Source organism: Vibrio scophthalmi (assembly GCF_040869025.1).
Taxonomy (GTDB): Bacteria; Pseudomonadota; Gammaproteobacteria; order Enterobacterales; family Vibrionaceae; genus Vibrio; species Vibrio scophthalmi.
The window spans coordinates 2549604-2574092 of record NZ_CP134271.1; the positions used below are offsets into that span (position 1 = coordinate 2549604).

Sequence of the window (24489 nt, forward strand, 5' to 3'; positions counted from 1 at the left end):
CGTTGAGTAATTACTTATTTGATTTTTCAGGGGACGAAGATTTTCGTCCCCTTGCAGCCCGAATGCGCCCACAAACGTTGGATCAATATATTGGTCAGCAACATATTCTGGGGGTGGGTAAGCCGCTGCGCCGAGCGTTAGAGGCGGGTCATATCCATTCAATGATCTTATGGGGACCACCAGGTACTGGCAAGACAACTTTGGCTGAAGTGGCGGCAAATTATGCCAATGCCGAAGTTGAGCGTGTATCTGCGGTCACTTCCGGTGTGAAAGAGATCCGAGCGGCAATTGAGCGTGCGCGTGAGAATAAACTCGCCGGTCGCCGCACCATTTTGTTTGTGGATGAGGTGCATCGCTTCAATAAATCTCAACAAGATGCTTTTCTGCCACATATCGAAGATGGCACCGTGACGTTTATTGGCGCCACCACAGAAAACCCATCGTTTGAGCTTAACAACGCATTGCTTTCTCGTGCACGAGTCTACAAGCTGACCTCACTGGCTACTGCCGATATTAAATTGGCGTTGCAGCAAGCGATTGGCGATAAAGAACGCGGTTTAGGCGAGGTGCCAGCCTCGTTTGTTGATAATGTTCTCGACCGTTTAGCAGAGCTGGTCAATGGTGATGCGCGCATGTCGCTCAACTATCTTGAGTTGCTCTACGATATGGCGCAGGAAAATGAGCAAGGTGAAAAGCAGATTACCTTACCGTTGCTAGCGGAAGTGGCGGGTGAAAAAGTCTCACGCTTCGATAACAAAGGTGATATTTGGTACGATCTTATCTCTGCGGTACACAAATCGATTCGAGGCTCTAATCCTGATGCGGCTTTATATTGGTCGGCAAGAATGATCAGTGCAGGGTGCGATCCGCTGTATATCGCTCGCCGTTTATTGGCGATCGCTTCAGAAGATGTTGGTAATGCTGACCCACGAGCGATGCAAGTGGCTATTTCAGCTTGGGATTGTTTTACTCGACTTGGTCCAGCTGAGGGAAATCGAGCGATCGCTCAAGCGGTTGTTTACTTAGCGTGTGCACCGAAAAGTAATGCTGTTTATACGGCTTGGGCACAAGCTCTGACGGATGCGCACAACTTACCTGAGTATGAAGTGCCGCATCATTTACGCAATGCACCGACCAATTTAATGAAAGATCTTGGCTATGGCGCGGAGTATCGTTACGCCCATGATGAGCCAGGAGCTTATGCCGCTGGCGAGCAGTATTTGCCGCCGGAAATGTTAGGCAGACGTTACTATCAGCCGAGTAATCGCGGTCTAGAAAGCAAAATCGGCGAAAAGTTAGATTACTTGGCTAATTTAGACGCAAATAGCCCACAAAAGCGCTATGAAAAGTAGCCGTTTTTGGATACATTTATTCGGTTAAATTATATAACGCGTGTGTGTGGAACGTACGCGTGTTTTCACAACTCAAAGCATAGGATTAACAATGCTGGATTCTAAATTACTTCGTACAGAGCTGGATGATACAGCTGCTAAACTGGCGCGCCGTGGCTTTAAGCTAGACGTAGAGACAATCCGTACCCTTGAAGAACAACGCAAGTCGATTCAAGTCGAAGTTGAAAATTTACAATCCACGCGTAACTCGATCTCCAAGCAAATTGGCCAAAAAATGGCAGCTGGCGATAAAGAGGGTGCTGAAGAGATTAAAAAGCAAATTGGTACTCTTGGTAGCGATCTTGAAGCGAAAAAAGTTGAACTTGATGCAGTAATGGCACAACTAGACGAAATTACGCTATCTCTACCAAATATCCCTTCTGATGAAGTGCCAGACGGTAAAGATGAAAATGATAACGTTGAAATTTCTCGTTGGGGTGAGCCAAAAGCTTACGACTTCGATCTGAAAGATCACGTTGATTTGGGCGAAATGGCTGATGGTCTTGATTTCGCAAGCGCGGTGAAAATCACCGGTGCTCGCTTTATCGTAATGAAAGGTCAGTTTGCTCGTCTACACCGTGCGATTGCTCAGTTCATGCTAGACCTACACACTGAAGAGCATGGTTACACTGAAATGTACGTGCCTTACCTTGTGAACTCAGACAGCTTGTTCGGTACTGGTCAGCTACCAAAATTTGGTAAAGACCTATTCCATACAGAGCCGCTAACTGAAAAAGTGAACGACGAAGAGCCACGTAAATTGTCACTCATCCCAACCGCGGAAGTGCCAGTAACAAACCTAGTGCGTGACACCATTTCTGACGAAGCGGACCTACCACTTAAGATGACAGCGCATACTCCTTGTTTCCGTTCAGAAGCAGGCTCTTACGGTCGTGATACTCGCGGTCTTATCCGTATGCACCAATTCGACAAAGTGGAACTGGTACAAATCACTAAACCAGAAGATTCTATGGCTGCGCTTGAAGAGCTGACTGGTCACGCTGAGAAAGTACTGCAGTTGCTAGAACTTCCTTACCGTAAAGTTGTACTTTGTACTGGTGACATGGGCTTCGGTTCTCACAAAACTTACGATCTAGAAGTTTGGGTACCAGCACAAGAAACTTACCGTGAAATCTCTTCTTGTTCTAACATGTGGGATTTCCAGGCTCGCCGTATGCAAGCGCGTTTCCGTCGTAAAGGCGAGAAGAAACCTGAATTGGTTCACACGCTAAACGGTTCTGGCCTAGCGGTAGGCCGTACTATGGTTGCTATCCTAGAAAACAACCAAGAAGCTGATGGTCGTATCCGCATCCCAGCAGTACTGCAGAAATACATGAACGGTGCTGAATACATCGGTTAATCACTGATGGTAGATTGAAAAACCGGCTTTTGTAGCCGGTTTTTTTGTGCCTGTTATACAGGGGTGGTTGAAAGCGCATCATGTGATGTAAATTAACTGTCATTTTTATCAATTTGCGAGGTGAAACATGGCTGAGTTCGGCATGTTTCACTATGCTCTGCCGGGAAATGACAATGACAAGTCAAATAAAGTGTGTGCTCAAGTAGTAGGAGAGCGATGATATGACTGAATACGAAAAAATGACGCAAGGTCTGCTATTTGATGGCGCAGATGAAAGTCTCAACCACGTTCGAGATAAGGCATGTGCTGCTTTAGCGAAGTTTAATCAAGCGTCGGATGATCTTCAACGTACTCAACATTTGACGGCATTAGTCCACTCGTTGGGGGAAAACAGCATTGTTCGCGCCCCATTTTCTTGCGAGTTCGGTCAGACCGTGTCGATTGGTAGTCATACCTTCATTAATATGAATGCCACGTTGCTTGACGGGGCTTCAATCACGATTGGTGACCACGTGCTAATTGGGCCTAATGCTCAATTTTATACCGCCAGCCACTCATTGGATTACCGCAGCCGTCGCCAATGGGAAACCATCTGTTTGCCGATTGTAGTGGAAGATGATGTTTGGATCGGCGGCAACGTAGTGATCAACCAAGGGGTCACCATCGGGGCTCGTTCGGTGATTGCGGCGAACTCAGTGGTCAATAAAAATGTCGAGCCAGACTGCTTGTATGGCGGCACGCCAGCTAAACTTATTCGTCGTTTAGAACACGATTAATATTCAGCTTAAATACAGTGAACAAAAGTAATCCAGTACATTCTTAAACGGTGAGAATAGAATAACCACTCATCTCGCCTTCCCGGTACCAAACTGGCATCATCGCCCAAAATGAAGAATGCTGTCTTCGCACAATAACGAGTAAACCATTTTGAATGCAGAACGCAAAGCTGTCCTAATTTTAATTTCCGCAACGGTCTTGTCGGCGTTCGGTTGGATATTTTCCAAGGAAACCATTCAAGGCTTGCCGCCATTTGGTTTTGTCGGTTTAAGGTTTACCGTTGCTTCGTTATGTTTGTTGCCGTTTTGCTATAAAGCGCTGCGTCGTGCCAGTTGGCATGATATGCGTTCAGCCGCGATGGTGGGCTGTCTCCTTGCTATGGCGCTGATGAGTTGGATTCATGCGATTTCTATCAGCGAAACGCTAGGTGAAGGTGCGTTTATCCTCAGTCTGTCGATGTTGATGGTGCCGTTTGTTGCGTGGATATTGTTTAAACAAAAACCGAAGCGCATCTTTTGGTTCTCGTTACCGATTGCCTTTATCGGCCTGGCATTTTTATCACTGAAAGATGGCTGGCAAGGCTCAACCAGCCAGTTTTGGTTCTTGCTCAATGCCATCATGTTGGCGATTTATTTCAACATCAACAGCAAGTACTCGCAGACTTTGCCGATCATGCTACTCACCTGTATTCAGTTGTTTGTTACTGGAATGATTGGCTTAGCCGCGAGTGCGTTGTTTGAGACAGTGCCTGTGTCGGTTGAACCATCAATTTGGGGGTGGTTTGCCGCCAGTACTATTTTGGCGACCGCGATGCGCTATGTCATGCAGACGATGGCGCAAAAGCAGATTAACCCAGGCAATGCGGCGCTTATTATGATTTTAGAGCCGGTATGGACAGTGTTTCTGAGTGTCATCTGGTATGGTGAAGAACTGTCTGGTAACAAGCTGATTGGTTGTGGTTTGATTCTGTTTTCTTTAATTCTCTATCGCACCGATGGCAAGTTGATCCCTCAGTTTATGAAACGAAAGTAGGGATAACGAACATAAAAAAACCGGCATATTTGCCGGTTTTTTTGCATTACGACGATGGGTATTAAAGGCTCATCTCACCACGTAATACTTGCTGCATCTGTTGTTTGACTTGCTCATAGCTTAAGCCTTGGCTAAGCAGGTAATGCAGTTTTGCCAGCGCTGCTTCTGGCGTCATATCAAAGCCACTGATAACGCCGGCTTCTGCCAATGCACAGCCTGTTGCGTAGCCGCCCATATTCACCTTGCCCGCAAGACACTGTGTTAGGTTAACCACGATCACACCACGTTCAGAAGCATCTTTTAGGTGCGCCAGTAGATCTGGGTTTTGTGGCGCATTGCCAACGCCAAAGGTCAGCAGAATCATGGCATTAACCGGTTGCATTAGTGTATTACGGATCACTTCGTGCGAAATGCCTGGGTACATGGTGATCACGCCAATCGGTTGTGGGGTGATGTCATGGACTTTGAATTCGCCTTCAGGCTGGGCATCGACCGTAATGTCGTTACTGATTTGAATATTGATGCCTGCTTCAAGCAGTGGTGGCAAGTTTGGCGAAGTAAAGGCATTAAAACCATCGGCATGCGATTTGGTGCTGCGGTTACCACGCATCAATTTGTTATTGAAGAACAAAGTCACTTCATTGATTGGGTAGTTCGCCGCGATGTGTAGGGCATTAAGCAGGTTAGCTTGGCCATCTGAACGCAGTTCAGCCAATGGGATTTGTGAGCCGGTCACGATCACTGGTTTGCTGAGGTTTTCAAGCATGAAAGAGAGAGCCGAGGCGGTATACGCCATCGTATCGGTACCATGCAGAATGACGAAACCATCGTATTTATCGTAGTTGTCACGAATATCATCGGCGATTTGCTGCCAATCAGCTGGCGTCATATCTGACGAATCAATCAGAGGATCGTATTCGTGGATGGTAAATTCCGGCATCTCCGGGCGATGAAACTCTGGCATGCTTGCAAGCTGCTTTTCCATAAAGCCTGCAACCGGCACGTAGCCGTGGTCATGTGACTTCTGCATACCAATGGTGCCGCCCGTGTAGGCGATATAAATGTGTTTTCTTACCATTGCTCGAGACCAGTGAAGTGTAGGGGGAACAGAGCCGAGGATTATAACGAAATATTAGCCAATAAAAAGGGGCACTGCCTACAGCAAGTGCCCCTTTGTGGTTTAACTTATTAGCAAAATGCTCAATCGAACAAATTATGTACCGCTACTGAACTTGGCAATTTAAACAAAATGCGTATTGACCTTTCGGGTCATTGAAACTCTGTAACAGGCTAGCATCTTGGTTGATTTGTTGCACAACAGGTTGTAATGCTGGTGGTAATATCGCGCTGACATCAAGACCAAGAGACACCTGCACTTGATTCATAAACTCATGAATAAACTGCTGTGCGGGTGTTAGTGGTTCTTCAACCCAGTAGATGTTGTAGCTATCTAGCTTAGCGAGCTCTGCGGCCAATGCCACGGCGTCATCAAAATCCCCCATCTTATCGACAAGGCCAAGGCGTAGCGCATCTTGACCTGTCCACACTCGGCCCTCAGCAATGTTGTCCATCTTATCTAAGGCAATGTTTCGGCTTTGGCTGACCAAATTGATGAAACGGCTGTAACCATGCTCGATACCAAGTTGGAAGGCATCGGCCGCCTTTTCTGGAATACCGGTAGTAATGCCGATGCCGGAGAATGGTGAAGTACCCACCCCATCGGTATAGACACCAATATTATTCAATCCTTTTTCGAAGGTCGTGATCACGCTGAAGATGCCGATTGAGCCAGTAAGTGTGGTGGGTTGGGCAACAATACGATCAGCGCTGGTTGAAATCCAATAGCCGCCAGAAGCGGCAAGGCTAGACATCGACACAACCACCGGCTTACCGGCTTCTTTTAGTGCTTCAATTTCATTACGAATTACTTCAGAAGCAAAAGCGCTACCGCCTGGGCTATCGACACGAAGCACTACCGCTTTGACTTTGCTATCGTTACGCGCTTCGCGCAATAAATAAGCGACAGTGTCACCGCCAACCGAGCCGCGTGGTTGAGTGCCATCCATAATCGCTCCGCTGGCCACGACGACAGCAATGTCGTCACTGTTGGCATTAAAGCTTGGTTGAATAGTGGTCGCGTATTGGTAGTAGTCAACATAGTGATAGCTGTCTTCCCCATTGCTACCAAAGGCATCGATCATCGCTTTGCGTACTTGTTGGCGCGTTGCGAGCTCATCGACTAAGCCAGTTTTTAACGACAGTGCGGCAAGATCACCATTGGCGTCTTTTAACTGGGCAAGAAAATCATCCATAGTTGGGTTGAGTGTTGCGACATCAATCGAGCGGTTGGTTGCGACATCATCGACATAAGCGCCCCACAATTGGCCTAACCAAAGTGAGGCCGATTCTTTGGCTTCTTGTGACATATCATCACGAATAAATGGCTCAATGGCCGATTTATACGTGCCCACACGGAAGACGTGCGTATTGACATCGAGCTTCTCAAGCAAGGTTTTGTAGTACATTGAGTAAGCGCTGTAGCCTTTGATCATCACCGCGCCATCAGGCGCAAGGTAGATTTTGTCAGCATAGCTAGCAAGATAATATTGGCTCTGGTTGTAGAAACCACCCGCAGCATAAATTGGCTTGCCAGCGGCTTTAAACTCATTTAACGCTTTAGCAATGTACCGTAGCTTGGTTAGATTGGTTTCTGGCATATCACCGAGCGACAACACGATACCCGAAATCATCGGGTCATTTTTTGCGTGACGCACGGTTTCCACAATATCGAATAGGACATTTTCACGTGGCAAATCATTACCGAATAGTGAGTTACTCAGTGAGTCAAGCGGGTTGTTATAGGTTGACTGCTCAACAATAGGGCCCGATAGGTTCAGGATTAACGCGGATGGTTGCTGCTGCGCCGGTTCTGGGGACTCTGCACCCGAGTAAATAAAATAGAGAGTCGCAATCACAACGAGAAAAAGCAAATTGGCGATGGCCAAACGAACAAAGGTAATCAGTTTCCAAATACCTTTAAAAAAGAGGCCTATATACTTAAAGATTGTTTTCATTATTTCTCCGCTGTGTGTGACACAGGTAACCCGCATTCCTTTTACAACCCAGTAAACTAAATATCTGGGTGGCCAAGGTATTTATTCGATAAAACGACAGGTTGGTTGCCGTTAAACGGTTAGTTTATAAATACATCCTACTGAAACTCATAGATTCAAGCCAGACCGATTAAGCAGTTTCAAATATAAATTTAGTCAATCACTCACAGGTTGTGGCCGTGATTTGAAGATCTGCCACGATAATTTGACTGATGTTTCAAAAATGTAAACGCATGTTTGATTTTTGTGTTGCTTATGCATATTGTGGTCAGACCAGACCAATAAAGAGAGCCTCCGTTATGTATCCGAATTTGCTCAAACCACTCGATCTTGGTTTTACTGAGTTACGTAATCGCGTTTTGATGGGATCAATGCACACCGGATTGGAAGAAGATAAGCAAGGTCTCCATAAGCTCGCAGCCTTTTATGCTGAACGAGCGAAGGGCGGTGTTGGTCTGATTGTGACGGGAGGCTTCTCTCCGAATTTACGTGGCCGTTTACATCCATTTAGCGCCGAATTTAGTAAAGAAAAACACGCTGATGCTCATCGTATTGTTACGGAAGCGGTTCATCTACATGGCGGTAAAATAGCACTACAGTTGCTCCATGCTGGGCGTTATGCAATGCACCCCTTCGCTCAAAGTGCCTCGGCAATCAAAGCACCAATTGCTCGCTTCGCCCCAAGTGAAATGAGTGAACGACAAATACTGAAAACAATTGATGCTTTTGCTAACAGTGCCAAGCTTGCTCAGCAAGCGGGATATGATGGTGTTGAAGTGATGGGTTCAGAAGGTTATCTGATCAATCAGTTTATCTGTCAACGCACCAATAATCGTTACGACCAATGGGGTGGCAGTTACCAAAATCGTATGCGTTTACCGCTCGAAATTGTTAAGGCGATTCGTCAGGCAGTCGGCGAGCGATTTATTATTATATTCCGTTTATCGATGCTGGATCTGGTCGAGCAAGGCAGTACTTTTGATGAAGTGGTGGAGTTGGCTAAGGCCTTGGAGCAAGTGGGTGTCACTATTATTAATACTGGTATCGGTTGGCATGAAGCGCGTATTCCCACCATTGCCACCCAAGTACCGCGCGGTGCGTTTACTTGGGTGACAGAAAAAGTCCGCCCGCATGTTTCCGTGCCGATTGTGACTTGTAATCGTATTAATACCCCAGAAGAAGCGGAGCGCATTTTAGCTTCCGGTCACGCTGACATGGTATCAATGGCAAGGCCATTTCTCGCCGATGCTGATTTTGTTATCAAAGCTGAAAAGCAACAAGCGCATTTGATCAATACCTGCATTGGCTGTAACCAAGCGTGTTTAGACAATGTGTTTAAGGGCAAGCGAGCCAGTTGCTTGGTGAACCCTTATGCATGTCGCGAGACAGAATTAGTAGAAGAAAGTGCCACCAGCTTGAAGACCGTTGCCGTGGTGGGCGCAGGGCCTGCGGGGCTTGCTTGTGCGACGACCTTAGCAAGGCGAGGTCATCAGGTTGATCTGTTTGAGCGTAGCGATCGGATTGGCGGTCAATTTCGCCTGGCGATGCAAATACCGGGTAAAGAAGAGTTTAGAGAAACCATTCGTTACTTTGCCAACCAGATTGATGAAACGGGCGTGAAATTGCATTTGGAAACCGAAGCCGACTTTGACTTACTCAAAGAGTACGATGAAGTGATCATGGCATCGGGGGTAAAACCACGCCATGTTGATATTCAAGGTATCGATAATCCAGACAAAGTTATCGATTATCAAACGCTGATTAAAGAGAAAACTTTTTTAGGTAGCAAAGTTGCGATTGTCGGTGCCGGAGGGATTGGTGTTGATATCGCTACCATGATCACGGAGCCACTAGAAAATCAGCTTGATGACTGGTTGCACGATTGGGGGATAGACAAAGAAATTGCTCATCCTGGCGGTCTCTACCCATTCCCAGACACTTCGAGTGATACTGAAGTATGGGTATTACAGCGCCGCAAAGGCAGAGTTGGCAAAGGTCCGGGTAAAACCACCGGTTGGATTCATAAGCGAACGCTTGAAAAGCGGGGAGTGCATCTGCTTGGCGGTGTGCGTTATCAGGCGATTGATGAGTCGGGTTTACATATAGAACAAGATGGCGAAGCCCAGTTGATCCCGGCGGATAAAGTGGTGATTTGCGCCGGACAAGAATCGGTACGTCCTTTTGAGTCTCAGTGGCCTGAATTTTGTGAAAAACTGCATGTGATTGGTGGCGCTGATCATGCCGGTGAGTTAGATGCTGTTCGTGCTATTCGTCAGGGAGTCGAATTAGGCTTGAAGCTGTAATTCAGAGTTTGTTTTGATCCTAGTTGCTTGCAATCCCTCCCGTTGGAGGGATTGTTGTTTTCATTGACTGATTACTTCGCTAATTCGTAGTTTTCGTGCATCTCTTTTGGCGCAATGCCATATTCGTAGTCAGCTAGGTAGCCATCTTTGTAGACCTTCATGCCTTTATCATCCCAACTGACCTTGATGACAGCCGTTTCGCCATCGGTGCTGCCAAGAAGATCGAGCATCTGCTCATCAATCTTAATCGCCTTGATGGTGGTAATGCGCTTAAATGACTGGAATTCGGTCGAGGTTGGCAAGCTACCGTAAGTTTCTACCCATACATTGGTTGGGATTAACCATTGGTTGTAAACATCACCTACGATAGGGGTGTGCATGCTGGCGACGATGACATCTTTGGTCATGACGTTATTGGTTTCAAGTGTATAACCACCCTTACCATCAGCGACATAAGTTGGAAAGTCTTGGCCGAGTTCTTGTTGTTTTGGCAGGCGACCAAGGGTGGGTGCTTTTTTAACGTACAGTGGTGCCGTCTCAAACTGACTCATGATCTGGGGGATTTGTTGAAACTCAACCGGCTCGGCAGCAAACAATGCTGTAGGGAATGACAGTGCCGCTGAAACCGCAGCGATAAGGAATACTTTTTTCATCTTGTGACTCGTTATTAATATAATTTTCAGTATGTTATTTTTTACTATGTTGAACGATTGCTAGTGGCAAAAGTATCAACACAGCATCATGATATGCTGAGAACGCAAACGTTTCACTGATTTAAAAAAGGTTTTTCTCTGACGGTGAAAATATCAGCTGAACATTGGTTGAAATCTGTTCAGCTGAAATTCACAGATGAAGGCGATTATAAGATGACGGTTTTATTGCCATAGACAAACACATGGTCATTAACCACTTTATTTAATGCCTTACTCAATACGCTTTTCTCTACATCTCGGCCCGCTTGCGCCATGTCACGAGCGCTGAACGTATGATCGACAGGGATAACATCTTGTTTGATGATTGGCCCCTCATCCAAATCGTTAGTCACGAAGTGTGCCGTTGCACCAATGATTTTTACGCCACGCTCAAACGCTTGTTGGTATGGTTTTGCGCCAATAAATGCTGGTAAGAAACTGTGGTGGATATTGATGATTTTGTGGTGGAACTTGTCGACAAAACTCGGCGTTAACACGCGCATGTATTTGGCCAGTACTAGGTAGTCAGCTTCATATTGCTCAATCACTTTCAGCATCGCTTGCTCATGCTCTTCACGTGAGAGGCCTTCGTGGCTGACGCAGTGATAAGGAATATCGAACTTTTCCGTCAGGCCCTGCAGGGTGTCGTAGTTACCAACAACGGCGGCAATATCAATGTCTAAGCTGCCATCGTAATTCTTAATTAAAATGTCACCCAAACAGTGGGCTTCTTTGGTGACTAAGATCACGACACGTTTGCGGCTCGCGTCCATTAACTTACGTTTTGCCCCGGTCGGCAGGGCTTGATCAAGATCGGCAAGGAAGGTTTGATCATTAAAATAGCCTTCCAACTCGGTACGCATAAAAAAGTGACCGCTCGGATTGTCCACATATTCGCTGTTGTGGATGATGTTCAACTGATGCTTGTAACAGATGTTGGTGATCTTCGAAATCAGTCCAGGGGCATCACTACAGTGAGTTAGCAGTGTTTTCTTTTCCATTTTGTAATTACTTCCGTGATTTATTTTTTTCGTATGGTGAATTTTTTCGGGGCTTCCGAACAGTGAGCTATCCCGCAATAATTGAGTAACAATTAAACTAATATCGACTTGAATTCAACAAATAATCTACTTAAAACAGAGTTGGTTATCGAGTTAGTTAAAGATTTCTTTCCTCATTTGAGCGTCTTAAGGTGGTAGGTATGGATAAAGAACTATTAGCCCGTAAGTTATATTCAGAACGAGTGAACGCACTGCTGGGTGATTGCGAATTAGATCAAACGATACTCACTGAAAAGTGGGATTGCAAAGCATCTCCGAGCGAAGCGGCGAGAGCAATGATCGACAGTCAAAATGATTTTGATGGTCCAGCTTGGTTAGCGCGCTACCTACACCGCCGATAATGTTATAATCGTCTATCGGCAAAGCTATATGCTCAGTATGCCGTTAAATAAACACGACAGGAAATTGTCTAAACGCGACTTCGAGTGAGTCGCGTTTTTTATTGCCAATGCTCAGTACATGATGAAGAAATTAGTGGCTCAATCGGCGGAGGAGTTGCGGTCCAATTGGTGCTTTCGTCAGCAGTCAATTGACGGTTCTCTCCATCGCGCTTTGATTAGGGTATACTGACTTTTTTCATCACATCACATTCGCATGATCTCAAAAACCTTTTCTCAAGATGGTGCTCTCGGTAAAGCGATACCGGGTTTTCAGCCGCGCCAAGCTCAGCTTGATATGGCGGAGTCAGTCAGAAAATCGATTCAAGAACAAGGTCAATTAGTGATCGAGGCGGGTACGGGTACCGGTAAGACATTTGCTTACCTTGTTCCTGCGTTGATGAGTGGGAAAAAAACTATTATTAGTACCGGTTCGAAAAACCTACAAGAACAGCTTTTTCACCGTGACTTACCTTTGATGACCAGCGCTCTGGGCTTTTATGGTCAAGTTGCCCTGCTAAAGGGGCGGGCAAACTATTTATGTTTGGATCGTCTTAGCCGTCAAATGATTGAAAGCCATGGTAATCATTCCGATCCCACCTTATTGGCGCAACTGGTTAAAGTCAGAACATGGTCTTCCGCCACCAAAACGGGCGATTTAGGCGATTGTGATGCGATCGCTGAAGATAGCCCTGTGATCCCAACGATTACCTCAACCAATGACAACTGCTTAGGCAAAGAGTGTCCAAGCTACACGGATTGTTTCGTGCTCAAAGCACGTAAGCGCGCGTTAGATGCCGATGTGGTTGTGGTTAACCACCATCTGTTTTTTGCCGACTTGGCGATCAAAGAAACCGGTTTTGGCGAGTTAATTCCAGAGGCTGAAGTGTTTATCTTTGATGAAGCGCATCAGTTACCCGATATTGCCAGCCAGTATTTTGGTCAGTCAGTGTCGAGTCGTCAGATCCAAGAGCTGAGTAAAGATATTGAGATTGCTTATCGCACTGAAGCGAAAGATATGCGCCAATTGCAAAAAGTGGCAGAAAAACTCAACCAGTCGGCGATGGATATGCGCATTGTGCTTGGCGAGCCTGGGTTTCGTGGCAACTGGCGTGAAGCGATTAAGTCGCTTCCGGTTGCACGTGAGTTAGAGCGCGTTCGAGAGGCGATCGATTTTACCATCGAAGTACTAAAAATAGCGCTGGGTCGGTGCCAATTACTGGATACCGCTTTTGAACGTGCTCATACCATTAAAGGACGTATTGACCGTGTCTGCGATGTTTCGATTACCGGCTATTCTTATTGGTTTGATACTACGCCGCGCCATTTTAGTTTGCATATTACTCCGCTGAGTGTGGCGGATAAGTTCAATGAACAAATTGAACTTAAGCAAGGGGCGTGGATTTTTACCTCGGCAACCTTGGCAGTGAATGGCGACTTTTCCCACTTTACCGAGCGCTTGGGTATTAAGCCACAAGCACAGTTTTCATTACCAAGCCCGTTTGACTATCCCACTCAGGCGCGTTTGTGCGTGCCGCGCTACCTACCAGAACCGAATAGTCCGGGGATGGCAGAAAAATTAGTCTCCATGCTTGCTCCTTTGATTGAGCAGAACCAAGGCCGTTGTTTCTTCCTCTGTACTTCGCATAGCATGATGCGAGACTTGGGGGAGCGTTTCCGAGAGGTGCTTACTGTTCCTGTATTAATGCAAGGCGAGACCAGTAAGCAAAAAACCTTAGCCGAGTTTATGGAGCTAGGAAATGCTTTGCTGGTGGCAACAGGGGCGTTTTGGGAAGGGATTGATGTTAGAGGTGACACCCTTAGCTGTGTTATTATCGACAAATTACCGTTTACCGCGCCGGATGATCCGTTGCTTAAAGCACGTATCGAAGATTGCCGACTTAAAGGTGGCGATCCCTTTGCGCAGGTGCAGTTACCCGATGCGGTGATTACACTCAAACAAGGTGTCGGGCGTTTAATACGTGACAAGAAAGACAAAGGGGCGTTGATCATTTGCGATAACCGATTGGTGACACGTGATTATGGTGGCGTCTTCCTTGGCAGTTTACCGCCAATCCCGCGTACGCGAGATTTGGGGTCAATAGAAGACTTTCTTCAACAGATTTCAGAAACAAATAACCAAGATTAGAGAATTGAATGAGCGCAAAAATTCTTGCCCTAGATACTGCAACAGAAAATTGCTCGGTTGCCTTACTAATTAATGACAAAGTCTACTCTCGTAGTGCTGTTGCCCCTCGTGACCATACTAAATTAATTTTGCCTATGGTCGATGAAGTGTTGAAAGAAGCGGGCATCAGTTTGACTGATCTTGACGCATTGGCTTTTGGCCGTGGCCCGGGTAGCTTTACCGGTGTACGTATTGGTATTGGTATCGCACAAGGCTTAGCGTTCGGCGCGGAATTGCCAATGTTGGCGATTTCAACGTTAGAAGCGATGGCGCAAGGTGCATACCGTTTAAATGGCGCAACTCAAGTTGCCAGTGCGATTGATGCGCGTATGAATGAAGTGTACTGGGGACGTTACGCTCGCCAAGAGAACGGCTCATGGATTGCGGTTGATCAAGAATGTGTCATTGCACCAAATGAGTTGGTACAGCAGATCCAAGCGGATGAGTCTGAGTGGGCCACTGTTGGTACTGGGTGGGCGGCTTATCAAGAAGCGATGGAGACTTTACCACTGGGTTGTGTGGACGGTGGTGTATTGTATCCAGATGCGCAAGATATCGTGCACCTTGCTCAGTTTGCATTCGCCAATGGTGAAGCAGTGGCGGTTGAAGATTCCACGCCGGTTTACCTACGTGATAACGTCGCGTGGAAAAAACTGCCAGGACGCGAATAGTCGTTTTCGTGAGTGTTCGATAGAGGATAATGGCGAATAGTATGGTGTCGATTAATGGATTACCGGCTGCGATTCCTGGCCCAAAGAAAGCCAATAAGGCCAGTAAACAAAGCAAGATTAATAAGTCGCAAAGTCAGCAATCGACCAGCCAGCCATCAAAGGTGGCTAATGCGGTTGCCCATACCATTCGTCATGTCCAAGAATCCGATATTCACAAAGCCCAAATTCAATACGACCTTCCTGAAGGTCGCAGTCGTAAAGCACTAGAAGAGTATATGCGAGTGATGAATCAGGCTAAACGGGATGAACTGATCCAAATGCTCGGTGTCGATATCTATATCTAATCGGTATGAATATTCAATCCTCGGTACTATTTACTGAGATCTACTAAGAGTGACAGCAGTATGAACATTTCCCTTTTCGTTCGATTTTTTACCGTGGGCATACTCTCTCTAGCAATGCTTGGTTGTGCTTCTTTGCCAGTTAATTTAACCAGTGATAATCCTAACATTGTGACTGATTACCAAACTTGGCAAGCATCGCCTCAAGCGCCTAATGAATTGCGCTTAGGTGGGGTGATTGCGGCAGTGACGAATTTGCCTCAGCAGACGCGTATTGAAGTGGTCAACTTACCAATCAACGGCTCTGGTAAACCTGATATTAATCAAGAGCCAAATGGTCGCTTCGTTGCTTACGTAGAGGGTTTTGCCGATCCTGTTACCTTGAGTAAAGGCCGCCTCGTGACATTGTTAGGGGCCGCTGATGGTTCTGAACAGGGTAAGGTGGGGCAGTTTGATTATACTTTCCCAGTCATGCAAGCAACTGGCTATCATTTGTGGCGTATTGAAGAACGTGTGATTGTTGATGACATTGGCAGTTATATCTACCCTTGCCGCAGTATTCATTGCCGTGATATCCATTACAATACTCGCCAAGGCAGAGTGATCCAAGAAGTGAGATAGATGCTCCGATCCACTTGCTATACGACCTCATCAGGCTCAATTGCGGCGCTAGAGTATGGGGATGCGCAATCATCTTCTTGCTCATTAGTGTTACTGCATGGATGGTTGGATAATGCCGCGAGCTTTCAAACGACCATTGAAGCGCTAATTACTCTCAATCCAAGCATGCATATTTGTGCGATTGATTTACCTGGGCACGGTTTTTCTAGCCACAAATCCGCGGATAACTTCTATCTGTTTTTTGACTATTTAGATGACCTTTACCAGCTTTTGGTGAATATTTCGCCAAACAAGTTGCTGTTAGTTGGACATTCCCTTGGTGCTTTGTTAGCAAGTTGCTATAGTGCCGCCTTTCCTGAACAAGTTGCAGGATTAGTGCAGATTGAAGGCAATGGTCCATTAGCCGAAGAACCGCACAATTGTGTGACACGTTTACGGGCTGGAATTAAAAGTCGACAACGTGTTCGCAATAAGCCTCTCCGTACTTTTTCTACCTTAGATGACGCCATTGCTTTGCGTGTTCGAGTGAACCATTTGCTGGCAGAGCAGATTAAGCCAGTGGTTAGCCGAGGTATGTGTGAGCGCGAAAATGGTTGGGCTTGGCGACATGATGTAAAACTGCAAAGTGATTCGTTATATCGCATGGCCAGTGTGCATGCCGCACAGTTTCGCCAACAGATAGATTGCCCTCAATTGATTATCTTGGGGACAATGGGCTATGAGCATCTTCAACAAGATAACGACAACTTTACCGATGTTGTCTACATTGAAGGTGGACATCACTGCCATTTACAGCAGCCACAAGCCGTCGCAGAGCGGATTTTTGGCTTAGTTAACAAAATTTAAACAAGTGTTTGAGTGTTTCGTGCTCGAACCCTTCGCCTGTGTTGTAATTAGCCATATAAATGACGTGCTATAAGCGCTGTTCATTCTCTATGTTATTACCACACCTGATTTTTTCGAGGAGTAGTTATCGTGGATAAACCTTGGTTGTCTCGTTATCCAAATGAAGTGCCTGAGCACATCAACCCAGATCAGTACCCATCACTGGTTGAAATGTTTGAGCAGTCAGTACAAAAATATGCTGATCAGCCAGCGTTCATGAATATGGGCTCTGTGATGACTTTCCGTAAATTGGAAGAGCGCAGCCGTGCATTCGCCGCTTACTTACAAAACGATCTGAAGCTAAAGAAAGGCGATCGTGTAGCACTGATGATGCCGAACTTGCTGCAATACCCAGTTGCATTGTTTGGTGTGCTTCGTGCAGGTTGTATTGCGGTTAACGTTAACCCTCTTTATACCCCGCGTGAGCTTGAGCATCAGTTAAATGACTCTGGCGCGAAAGCGATCGTGATTGTCTCTAACTTTGCTAACACCCTTGAGCAAGTAGTAGAAAATACGCCGGTTAAGCATGTTATTTTGACCAGTCTTGGTCAAATGCTGCCACGTGCAAAAGGCACGTTAGTAGATTTTGTGGTTAAGTACGTTAAAGGTATGGTGCCTAAGTACGATTTACCTGGTGCAATTTCAATGCGTAAAGCGCTGCACAAAGGTCGTCGTCTACAATACGTGAAACCTTTCATGTCAGGTGATGATATTGCGTTCCTACAGTACACCGGCGGTACCACTGGTGTAGCAAAAGGCGCGATTCTGACTCATCGCAATATGGTTTCAAACGTGCTGCAAGCTAAAGGTGCCTATGGCCCAGTGCTTTCTGAAGGCCGTGAACTTGTTGTAACGGCATTGCCGCTATATCACGTATTTGCTTTAACGGTTAACTGCCTACTGTTTATTGAAATCGGTGGCAATAACCTACTGATCACCAACCCTCGTGATATTCCAGGCTTCATCAAAGAGCTACAAAAATACGCCTTCACTGCCATTACTGGGGTAAATACGCTGTTTAATGCTTTGGTGAATAACGAAGACTTCCACGAGCTAAACTTCAAGAACATGAAGCTATCGGTTGGCGGTGGTATGGCCGTGCAACGTGGCGTGGCTGAGAAGTGGAAGAAGATCACGGGTGTTCACCTGCTAGAAGGCTACGGCTTAACAGAATGTGCACCACTGGTGACGGGCAATCCGTACGACCTGACCGATTACACAGGGGCGATTGGCCTACCTGTACCTTCAACAGAAGTGCGAATTGTCGATGAAGAAGGCAACACGCTAGCCAATACTGAAGTCGGTGAGCTACAAGTTCGTGGCCCACAGGTAATGCAAGGCTACTGGCAGCGTCCAGAAGCGACCAAAGAAGTGTTAACCGAAGATGGTTGGCTATCAACCGGCGATATCGTTAAGTTTGATAGCGAAGGTTTGCTGTACATTGTTGACCGTAAGAAAGACATGATTCTGGTCTCTGGCTTTAACGTTTACCCGAATGAACTTGAAGATGTGGTGTCACTGCATGGCAAAGTGTTGGAAGTGGCAGCAATTGGCCAACCGCATGAAGTCTCAGGTGAAGTCGTTAAGCTGTATGTGGTTAAACGTGATCCAAGCTTGACCAAAGAAGAAGTGATCGCTCACTGTCGTCAACATATGACAGGTTACAAGATCCCGAAATTGGTTGAGTTTAAAGATGAACTACCAAAAACTAACGTAGGTAAGATCTTGCGTCGAGTTTTGCGTGAAGAAAACGACGCAAATCTCGCGAAAGCGGCACAAGAAAAAGCGGCGCAAGCAAACGCTGAGTAAGCCAAGCAACCGCGAACATTTAGTGATAGAATGCCGGCTCATGTAGCCGGCATTTTTATGCGAGAATTAAGTGAACTATCAGATTATTACCCAGAGTACCGAGTTAGAAGTTGTCTGTAAGCAAGCAAGAACGGTAGAAGCCGTGATGCTAGACACCGAATTTGTCCGTACCCGAACCTTTTATCCTCAGTTAGGCTTAATTCAGCTATTTGATGGCCAAACGTTATCATTAATCGACCCTCTGGCGATTGACGATATGAGCGCTTTTGTCGATCTACTACAAGACACCTCTGTGACTAAGGTTTTGCATGCTTGCGGTGAAGACCTAGAAGTATTCAACAATAGCTTTGGTTGTTTGCCGCAACCTATGGTTGATACACAGATTATGGCGGCATTTTTAGGCAATGGCCTTTCAACCGGTTTTGCTGCGTTGGTCAATGCTAATTTAGGCGTAGAGCTAGATAAAAGCGAATCACGTACAGATTGGATGGCACGCCCATTAACACAAAAGCAGCTAGATTACGCGGCGGCTGATGTTCACTACCTGAAGCCTTTGTACGAAAAACTGCTCAGCGAGCTTGAACCTACCGGCTGGTGGCCTGCGGCAAAACAAGAGTGTGCTTTAATTGCGTCAAAGCGCATTAAACAAGTCGATACTGACAAAGCGTATCTTGATATTAAAGGTGCGTGGCAATTAAGACCGCGCGAATTGGCAATTCTTAAACCTTTGGCAGCATGGCGTTATAAAGAAGCGATTCGTCGTGATCTCGCATTAAACTTTGTCTTCAAAGAAAATGATTTATTGACCGTCGCGCGCTTAGGTATTCAAAATCGTCATCAAATGGAGCAAGAAGGGGTTGATCCTCGTTCAGCTCAGCGCCACAGCGCACGTATTATTTCATTAGTCAAAGCGGCTAAAGAAACACCGGCAGACCAATATCCAGAAAGCATTGAGCGTCTGATGGATATGCCGGGTTATAAGCAACTGTTCAAAGTGCTTAAAGATGAAGTGAAAAAAGCGTCTGACAAGAGCGGTTTAGCCACAGAATTTCTTGCGTCTAAAAAACAACTTAATAGCTTGTTAACTTGGGTTTGGCGCCGTAATCGTGATGAAGCCAAGCGCCCTGATTTGATGCAAGGCTGGCGTTTAGAGCTGCTCGGTGAAAAACTCGATAAGCTGGTTAAATAAGTTTTCTCGTCGAGTCTCTATTCAAATTGAATACATTACAGAAATGGCCAAGTGTTGAAGCACTTGGCCATTTTTTATAGTTTGAGTTTGTTAGTGCTGCTTTATTGTGCAATTGGTCAGTTTTTCTCAGTGCAGTCCGATAGCTGTGTCGCACGTCATAGATTTATGCGACTTGAAGCCTATACTGCGCATCTTATCTATTTGAATAAATACTCTTTCTAACCAACGAGAGCTTTAAGGTGTGTCATGTCAGAATTCGATAAAACGGTTTTTATTTCGGTTGATCCCCATGATCCCGACAGCATTGCAAGTGCGCTTAGTGAGTATCGTCAACGCTTAGTTGATGGCACCGCATTTCGACTTCATATGAACACCTTGTTCAACATTGAATTTGTTGATCCTTCTGGGCGAGTGTTAAAGGTGGATGATGCGGGGGCTAATCGTAATTTGGTCAATTGTGTCTTTGAGGCGTATCGACAGTATGAGAAGAATCAGTATGTGAGTGAGCCGGTGCTATTTGCTTGCGCACTCAATTTTCCACAGTTACAGCCAGAGTTAGAGTTGACCGCGCAAGCAATGGTGGATTTTTCACGTAGCCGTAATGATTACAGTGACTTAATGCTTAGTGATAACAATCTTTTTGGTATCGAAGCGCTGTTTTTGCTCGCCAAGGTGAATCCCGCCCACAGTTTTTATCTAAGTAGCTTTGTGGTGCCTTATTGGAATACCGAGTCTTGGACAGTGCCGTTTGATATGTTGATGGCACTGGTCGATGAATTTGGTTGGAGCCGCGATCTAATCAAAGCTTATATTTGGTCAGATGCGGAGCATCTTCGTCGTCATTTTTATCTGGATCGTGATGGCTATCAACATCAAATGGATCTACTTAGCCACTTTGCAGCCCATCCTGAGGATTATCCATGGTTCAAGCAGCAGTTGATCGAGCGTTTAAGTCAGCAACCTTTGCTATCAACGCCGAGAACAGACTCCGAGCATCCGACATTGAGCTTTTACTACAGCTTAGGGCTTTGGCAGGTAGAAGCGCCGTATTATCAACACGAAGCGTATCAAGACCAAGTAAAGCAGCAGTTGATTTTAGGCTTGCGTGTTGATGAAGAAGCCATCGGTTTGCTTGAGCAAGTTAAATTGCAATATCCTGGGGTTAATTTAAGTCAGGTACCGGCATCGTGGCAGCAGGAGAACCGCTATGAGCAATGGGAACATACTCGAATTCGTGATGAGGAACCAGAAGAGGAGATCCCGTTAGAAGAGGTATGGTCAGAACAAGAGTGGCGTTCATGTTATCAGCCGCTTAACCCCCGCTTAGAAAAAATAACGCGGAGTCGATTGGACAATATAGACGATAAAATCAACGGCCTAGACGAGTTGATATTGGAACACTTGCCGACTCATCTTGGCGGGTGCCTTTATGCCACATGGCGCCTCAATGATCATATGGAAAACGAGCCAGAAGAGTATGAATTGATTGAATGGCTTGAAGAGCACTTACCGACGGCTTTAACCGATCCACTTATACGATTTTCCGAGTTAGATAAGGCGCAAAAGGAGGAGGCGCGGACGTGGCTAACTCAAGTGGATTGCGCTAGCGATGATGCACAAATGATCACTTTGTTGGGCAGCCGTTTATTTTGCGACGGCGGTCGAGCTGGCGATATGATTAGTCCAACGCAACCTGCTTATGCATTGCTAAACCATTACGATGGTTATCAGCGCGCCATCTTAACGCTATTTTGGTTAATGGAAGCCTTTGCCAGTGGCGAGCTTGAATCGGATTTAGCCATCTTAGTAAAACGCCATTGGCAATTATGGAATGCCATTGCTCCGCAGAGTGTTATTGAGCATGTCTTCAGTTTTTGGGCCGACTATCCTTTGTATGCGGTGGTGAACAGTGTCGAATTAGAGCAGCAGATTAGTGAGCGTTTGCACGCAACAGGGGTGGCTCAAGCGGATATCGATGTTTACCTATTATTGGCGTATCAAGATGTCGCTTCTTATCGACCAGCGGATGCCCGTTTTTGGCAGTACTATTGTGAACGTGTCAAAGCATTTGCTTGGGCCGAATCTGATGACAACAGTATGATAGGTCGTCATCAATGGGCCGAACGAGAAAAACTGCTCAAATCCTTTGAACGCTGTTACCCAAGTCAAATAGCCCTATTTTTTCAGCATGCAAGAGTGGTGAATCCGGCGGTTGAGTTGCCGATTGAGAGTTGGTTCCAATCGACGTTAATCACCGCTTTGATTGAAAAGTTAGATGAAGAAAAAGCAACCAAAATTAGCGCTCAGATCCTTGATTATTTAGAGTCTGGTGAGGGGGTGGAGTCGTTGAGCCCAGTAGCACTTGGTGTGCCAAAGCTGCAAGGTTGGGATCCGTATGCCTCTTATCGAAAGCAAGTTGGTCCTTCCGATCTTATCTGGTTGCTACCCGAGAAAAAAGCGCAGCGTCTCGCAGTGTTCTTCAGTCAACTAGGCAAGCGAGGCTTACATTGGGTGTGTTGCCACACTGTTGAGGACGCCTATGTTGCTCAGCGTATTATCAACAGCGAGGTTAGTTTAACCGAGCGTTGGAGTGATGAGCATTTAGGCCACAATACCATCAGTAAAGAAAGCTATGGTATGGCGCTGCTTTATGCCCAAGAAGAGTGGGCGCTAGACTGGCTTGATCGAGCTGGTGTGAGTGAATTGATGTTGCTACATTTTGCGACTCATGAGGCTCGTGAACCGGCGATTTTTGTTCAACGCTTAGCCAAAGAGGGAAGAATTCCTGATCTACAAGAGTGGTTAACCGTAGAGAACCGCCTAAAACTGCTTGAAATGTTAGCGTCAGGTGATATCACCAGTTATCGAACGAGCTTAGAAGCATTCCTGCGTGATGATTCGATTCAAGTGCGCAGGGCGGTAGAAAAACTGCTTGAGAGTGAAAATTAATCCGTGAATCAAAAGAGCTTCCAAATGGAAGCTCTTTTGTTATCTGACTGGTGTTGTTTCGGCTGCTCGATTTAGAGTTGCGTTTCAATCGGTAAAATGCCTGCTATCCACGCTCCAATGCGTAGCCAAATACTGGCGTCTGGTTCACTATCATAACGACGGTGGGTTTGATGATTGATCCAAAGAAGGTCACCTTGGTTATCAAGCATTAGCTGATAAGCGCTTTTGTGCAAAATATCGTCCACATTCATCAGGGCATCAGTGACAAATTCAGGCGCGTTGATCAGTACACCCATTTCAGTGTTCAAGAATGCCGAACGAGGATCGAAATTGAATGAGCCTGCAAAAATTTTACGTCCATCAATGACGAAAGTCTTCGCGTGCAGACTGGTGCGGGAACTGCCAAGCCAAGAGTAGTTCTTTTTCGCTTGTGGATCGGCTTTGACTTCGTACAAATTGATGCCTGATTCGATGAGTTGCTTGCGATATTTAGCATACCAACCATGAACGGCAAAGACATCATTGGAAGCGAGCGAATTAGTAATAATGGTAATGTCTAATCCTTCTTGCGCCGCTTTTGTGAGTAAATCCGTGCCCGCTTGAGTGGGGACAAAATAAGGGGAAACTAACACAAATGAAGAGTCAGCCTGACTTAAAATATCGCCTAGCGAATGAAGCATCAACTGGCTTTGATCTGGTTGATAGACCTTACTTGGTTGATCATAGTAGACCTTTGCTTCGCCCCAATAGAGCGGAAGTGTTTTGCCGTTGAGCGCCCTCATTAGTGGCAGTTGATTGATATTGGCTGAATACTCTGAACCGTCGAAATGGTTTCTCAATTGGCGTTGCCACTGCGTCACTTGTTCAGCCGTCGGTGCTTGGCCCACTTCAACGAGTGCCTCTATAGGCGTGGCCGGAGTACTATTCCAGTAGAGATCAAATTGGTGACTAATTTCCGCGACGCTATTACCCGCTAACAGCAGGTCAAAATCGCCAAAATCAACATCATGATTGGCGGCAAAATATTCGTCACCAATGTTACGTCCACCCGCAATCGCAAAAGCACTATCGGCAACCAGTGCTTTATTGTGCATACGTCGATTCATTTGACTGAAGTTGGTTAGGAAGTCGAACATGCGCAGTACGCGATTATCAAAGGCATTGAAGAGACGCAGTTCGATATTGTCATGCGCTGCAAGTGCAGCCATATCACTATCGCTGCGTGATTGCATGTCATCAAGTAAGATCCTAACTCTTACACCTCTCTCTGCAGCCTGAAAAATAGCATGAGTGAGCAATGAGCTGGTGCTGTCATCACGATAGATGTAGTACTGTAAATCCAGAGATTGTTCACTATTTTCGATCAACGCAATCCGAGCGAGTAGAGCTTCTTGGCCATCACTAAGGGGGTAAAAGCCACTCTGGTCTGCCGCGCTAGTTTGATTCTCACTCATGTAGTGGGTAGCTAACTGGCCTAGCTTGGTGTTTGGGTTGAGTGGTAGCGTCAAGGATGATGCTTTGATGACCGAGTCAGGTCGTGAAAAATGCGCATAGAGCGCAGTCGCAACCAATACCGTGATGAGTAATAGAACGCCGGTTCGAAGATAAAACCCAAAGCGACGAGTTGGGCGAGAAGTGGTATGAAATATAGTGCGTCGTGATTTAAACATAACGGGGTAAGTCGTCCTGACTGGTGAATATTCAACGAAGCGAGTTCAGTAGTAATGTCG

General features: G+C 46.1%; 19 protein-coding genes. 14 read left to right on the plus strand and 5 right to left on the minus strand.

What is annotated here, in order from left to right; all coding sequences use genetic code 11:
- Positions 1–2 precede the first annotated feature (2 nt).
- From RJD38_RS11765 to RJD38_RS11780, 4 genes are all read left to right on the plus strand, one after another.
- Complete coding sequence (locus RJD38_RS11765) at positions 3–1352, plus strand: replication-associated recombination protein A (protein ID WP_005595913.1); 1350 nt, start codon at positions 3–5, stop codon at positions 1350–1352.
- A gap of 91 nt (positions 1353–1443) precedes the next feature.
- Positions 1444–2751: a serine--tRNA ligase gene (serS, locus tag RJD38_RS11770; RefSeq protein WP_005595918.1), complete on the plus strand. Its 1308-nt coding sequence runs from the start codon at positions 1444–1446 to the stop codon at positions 2749–2751.
- 221 nt (positions 2752–2972) lie between these two features.
- Entirely contained in the window at positions 2973–3527 is a 555-nt protein-coding gene (locus RJD38_RS11775) for a sugar O-acetyltransferase (RefSeq protein ID WP_065430078.1), read from the plus strand.
- 151 nt (positions 3528–3678) lie between these two features.
- Complete coding sequence (locus RJD38_RS11780) at positions 3679–4560, plus strand: DMT family transporter (protein WP_065545504.1); 882 nt, start codon at positions 3679–3681, stop codon at positions 4558–4560.
- Positions 4561–4621: 61 nt separating this feature from the next.
- Here the strand turns inward: RJD38_RS11780 and ansA are convergent, their stop codons facing one another.
- Complete coding sequence (gene ansA / locus RJD38_RS11785; protein ID WP_005595923.1) at positions 4622–5638, minus strand: asparaginase; 1017 nt, start codon at positions 5636–5638, stop codon at positions 4622–4624.
- 145 nt (positions 5639–5783) lie between these two features.
- On the minus strand, positions 5784–7634 hold the full coding sequence (gene sppA / locus RJD38_RS11790; RefSeq protein ID WP_065545503.1) for a signal peptide peptidase SppA: 1851 nt from the start codon (positions 7632–7634) through the stop codon (positions 5784–5786).
- A 338-nt stretch (positions 7635–7972) separates the two neighbouring features.
- Here sppA and RJD38_RS11795 point away from each other — a divergent pair, with 338 nt between their 5' ends.
- Positions 7973–9976 (plus strand): NADPH-dependent 2,4-dienoyl-CoA reductase, encoded by a 2004-nt coding sequence (locus tag RJD38_RS11795; protein WP_065545502.1) that lies wholly within the window; start codon positions 7973–7975, stop codon positions 9974–9976.
- A gap of 71 nt (positions 9977–10047) precedes the next feature.
- Here RJD38_RS11795 and RJD38_RS11800 read toward each other — a convergent pair whose 3' ends face one another.
- Positions 10048–10629 (minus strand): hypothetical protein, encoded by a 582-nt coding sequence (locus RJD38_RS11800; protein WP_065430083.1) that lies wholly within the window; start codon positions 10627–10629, stop codon positions 10048–10050.
- A 206-nt stretch (positions 10630–10835) separates the two neighbouring features.
- Positions 10836–11669 carry a formyltetrahydrofolate deformylase gene (purU, locus tag RJD38_RS11805; protein ID WP_009388036.1) on the minus strand — a complete coding sequence of 278 codons (834 nt, stop codon included), beginning with the start codon at positions 11667–11669 and terminating at the stop codon, positions 10836–10838.
- Between the two features lie 200 nt (positions 11670–11869).
- On the opposite strand from purU, the gene RJD38_RS11810 reads away from it, so the two are divergent.
- From RJD38_RS11810 to RJD38_RS11850, 9 genes are all read left to right on the plus strand, one after another.
- Positions 11870–12070, plus strand: a complete 201-nt coding sequence (locus tag RJD38_RS11810) for a hypothetical protein (RefSeq protein ID WP_005595931.1) — start codon at positions 11870–11872, stop codon at positions 12068–12070.
- A 253-nt stretch (positions 12071–12323) separates the two neighbouring features.
- Positions 12324–14255 (plus strand): ATP-dependent DNA helicase, encoded by a 1932-nt coding sequence (locus tag RJD38_RS11815; protein WP_065545501.1) that lies wholly within the window; start codon positions 12324–12326, stop codon positions 14253–14255.
- Positions 14256–14263: 8 nt separating this feature from the next.
- Positions 14264–14965, plus strand: coding sequence for a tRNA (adenosine(37)-N6)-threonylcarbamoyltransferase complex dimerization subunit type 1 TsaB (gene tsaB / locus RJD38_RS11820; RefSeq protein ID WP_065545500.1), 702 nt, complete (start codon positions 14264–14266; stop codon positions 14963–14965).
- A gap of 41 nt (positions 14966–15006) precedes the next feature.
- Entirely contained in the window at positions 15007–15309 is a 303-nt protein-coding gene (locus RJD38_RS11825) for a hypothetical protein (protein ID WP_005595937.1), read from the plus strand.
- Between the two features lie 60 nt (positions 15310–15369).
- Positions 15370–15927 (plus strand): Slp family lipoprotein, encoded by a 558-nt coding sequence (locus RJD38_RS11830; RefSeq protein ID WP_005595939.1) that lies wholly within the window; start codon positions 15370–15372, stop codon positions 15925–15927.
- A complete protein-coding gene (locus RJD38_RS11835) occupies positions 15928–16773 on the plus strand; it encodes an alpha/beta fold hydrolase (protein ID WP_065545499.1) in 846 nt (281 codons plus the stop codon).
- Positions 16774–16902: 129 nt separating this feature from the next.
- Entirely contained in the window at positions 16903–18621 is a 1719-nt protein-coding gene (gene fadD, locus RJD38_RS11840) for a long-chain-fatty-acid--CoA ligase FadD (RefSeq protein ID WP_065430086.1), read from the plus strand.
- Between the two features lie 70 nt (positions 18622–18691).
- On the plus strand, positions 18692–19810 hold the full coding sequence (gene rnd, locus RJD38_RS11845; RefSeq protein WP_005595944.1) for a ribonuclease D: 1119 nt from the start codon (positions 18692–18694) through the stop codon (positions 19808–19810).
- Between the two features lie 246 nt (positions 19811–20056).
- Complete coding sequence (locus tag RJD38_RS11850; protein WP_065545498.1) at positions 20057–22759, plus strand: hypothetical protein; 2703 nt, start codon at positions 20057–20059, stop codon at positions 22757–22759.
- A 71-nt stretch (positions 22760–22830) separates the two neighbouring features.
- Here the strand turns inward: RJD38_RS11850 and RJD38_RS11855 are convergent, their stop codons facing one another.
- Positions 22831–24429: a phospholipase D family protein gene (locus tag RJD38_RS11855; protein WP_083163404.1), complete on the minus strand. Its 1599-nt coding sequence runs from the start codon at positions 24427–24429 to the stop codon at positions 22831–22833.
- Between the last annotated feature and the right edge of the window lie 60 nt (positions 24430–24489).

What these genes read in the sequence shown, in the direction of transcription:
- RJD38_RS11800 (WP_065430083.1), bottom strand. Translation starts at nt 10,629, where the DNA reads ATGAAAAAAGTATTCCTTATCGCTGCGGTTTCAGCGGCACTGTCATTC.
- sppA (WP_065545503.1), bottom strand. Translation starts at nt 7,634, where the DNA reads ATGAAAACAATCTTTAAGTATATAGGCCTCTTTTTTAAAGGTATTTGG.
- RJD38_RS11825 (WP_005595937.1), top strand. Translation starts at nt 15,007, where the DNA reads ATGGTGTCGATTAATGGATTACCGGCTGCGATTCCTGGCCCAAAGAAA.
- RJD38_RS11775 (WP_065430078.1), top strand. Translation starts at nt 2,973, where the DNA reads ATGACTGAATACGAAAAAATGACGCAAGGTCTGCTATTTGATGGCGCA.
- tsaB (WP_065545500.1), top strand. Translation starts at nt 14,264, where the DNA reads ATGAGCGCAAAAATTCTTGCCCTAGATACTGCAACAGAAAATTGCTCG.
- RJD38_RS11835 (WP_065545499.1), top strand. Translation starts at nt 15,928, where the DNA reads ATGCTCCGATCCACTTGCTATACGACCTCATCAGGCTCAATTGCGGCG.
- purU (WP_009388036.1), bottom strand. Translation starts at nt 11,669, where the DNA reads ATGGAAAAGAAAACACTGCTAACTCACTGTAGTGATGCCCCTGGACTG.
- RJD38_RS11795 (WP_065545502.1), top strand. Translation starts at nt 7,973, where the DNA reads ATGTATCCGAATTTGCTCAAACCACTCGATCTTGGTTTTACTGAGTTA.
- RJD38_RS11810 (WP_005595931.1), top strand. Translation starts at nt 11,870, where the DNA reads ATGGATAAAGAACTATTAGCCCGTAAGTTATATTCAGAACGAGTGAAC.
- RJD38_RS11850 (WP_065545498.1), top strand. Translation starts at nt 20,057, where the DNA reads ATGTCAGAATTCGATAAAACGGTTTTTATTTCGGTTGATCCCCATGAT.
- ansA (WP_005595923.1), bottom strand. Translation starts at nt 5,638, where the DNA reads ATGGTAAGAAAACACATTTATATCGCCTACACGGGCGGCACCATTGGT.
- RJD38_RS11855 (WP_083163404.1), bottom strand. Translation starts at nt 24,429, where the DNA reads ATGTTTAAATCACGACGCACTATATTTCATACCACTTCTCGCCCAACT.
- RJD38_RS11815 (WP_065545501.1), top strand. Translation starts at nt 12,324, where the DNA reads ATGATCTCAAAAACCTTTTCTCAAGATGGTGCTCTCGGTAAAGCGATA.
- serS (WP_005595918.1), top strand. Translation starts at nt 1,444, where the DNA reads ATGCTGGATTCTAAATTACTTCGTACAGAGCTGGATGATACAGCTGCT.
- RJD38_RS11830 (WP_005595939.1), top strand. Translation starts at nt 15,370, where the DNA reads ATGAACATTTCCCTTTTCGTTCGATTTTTTACCGTGGGCATACTCTCT.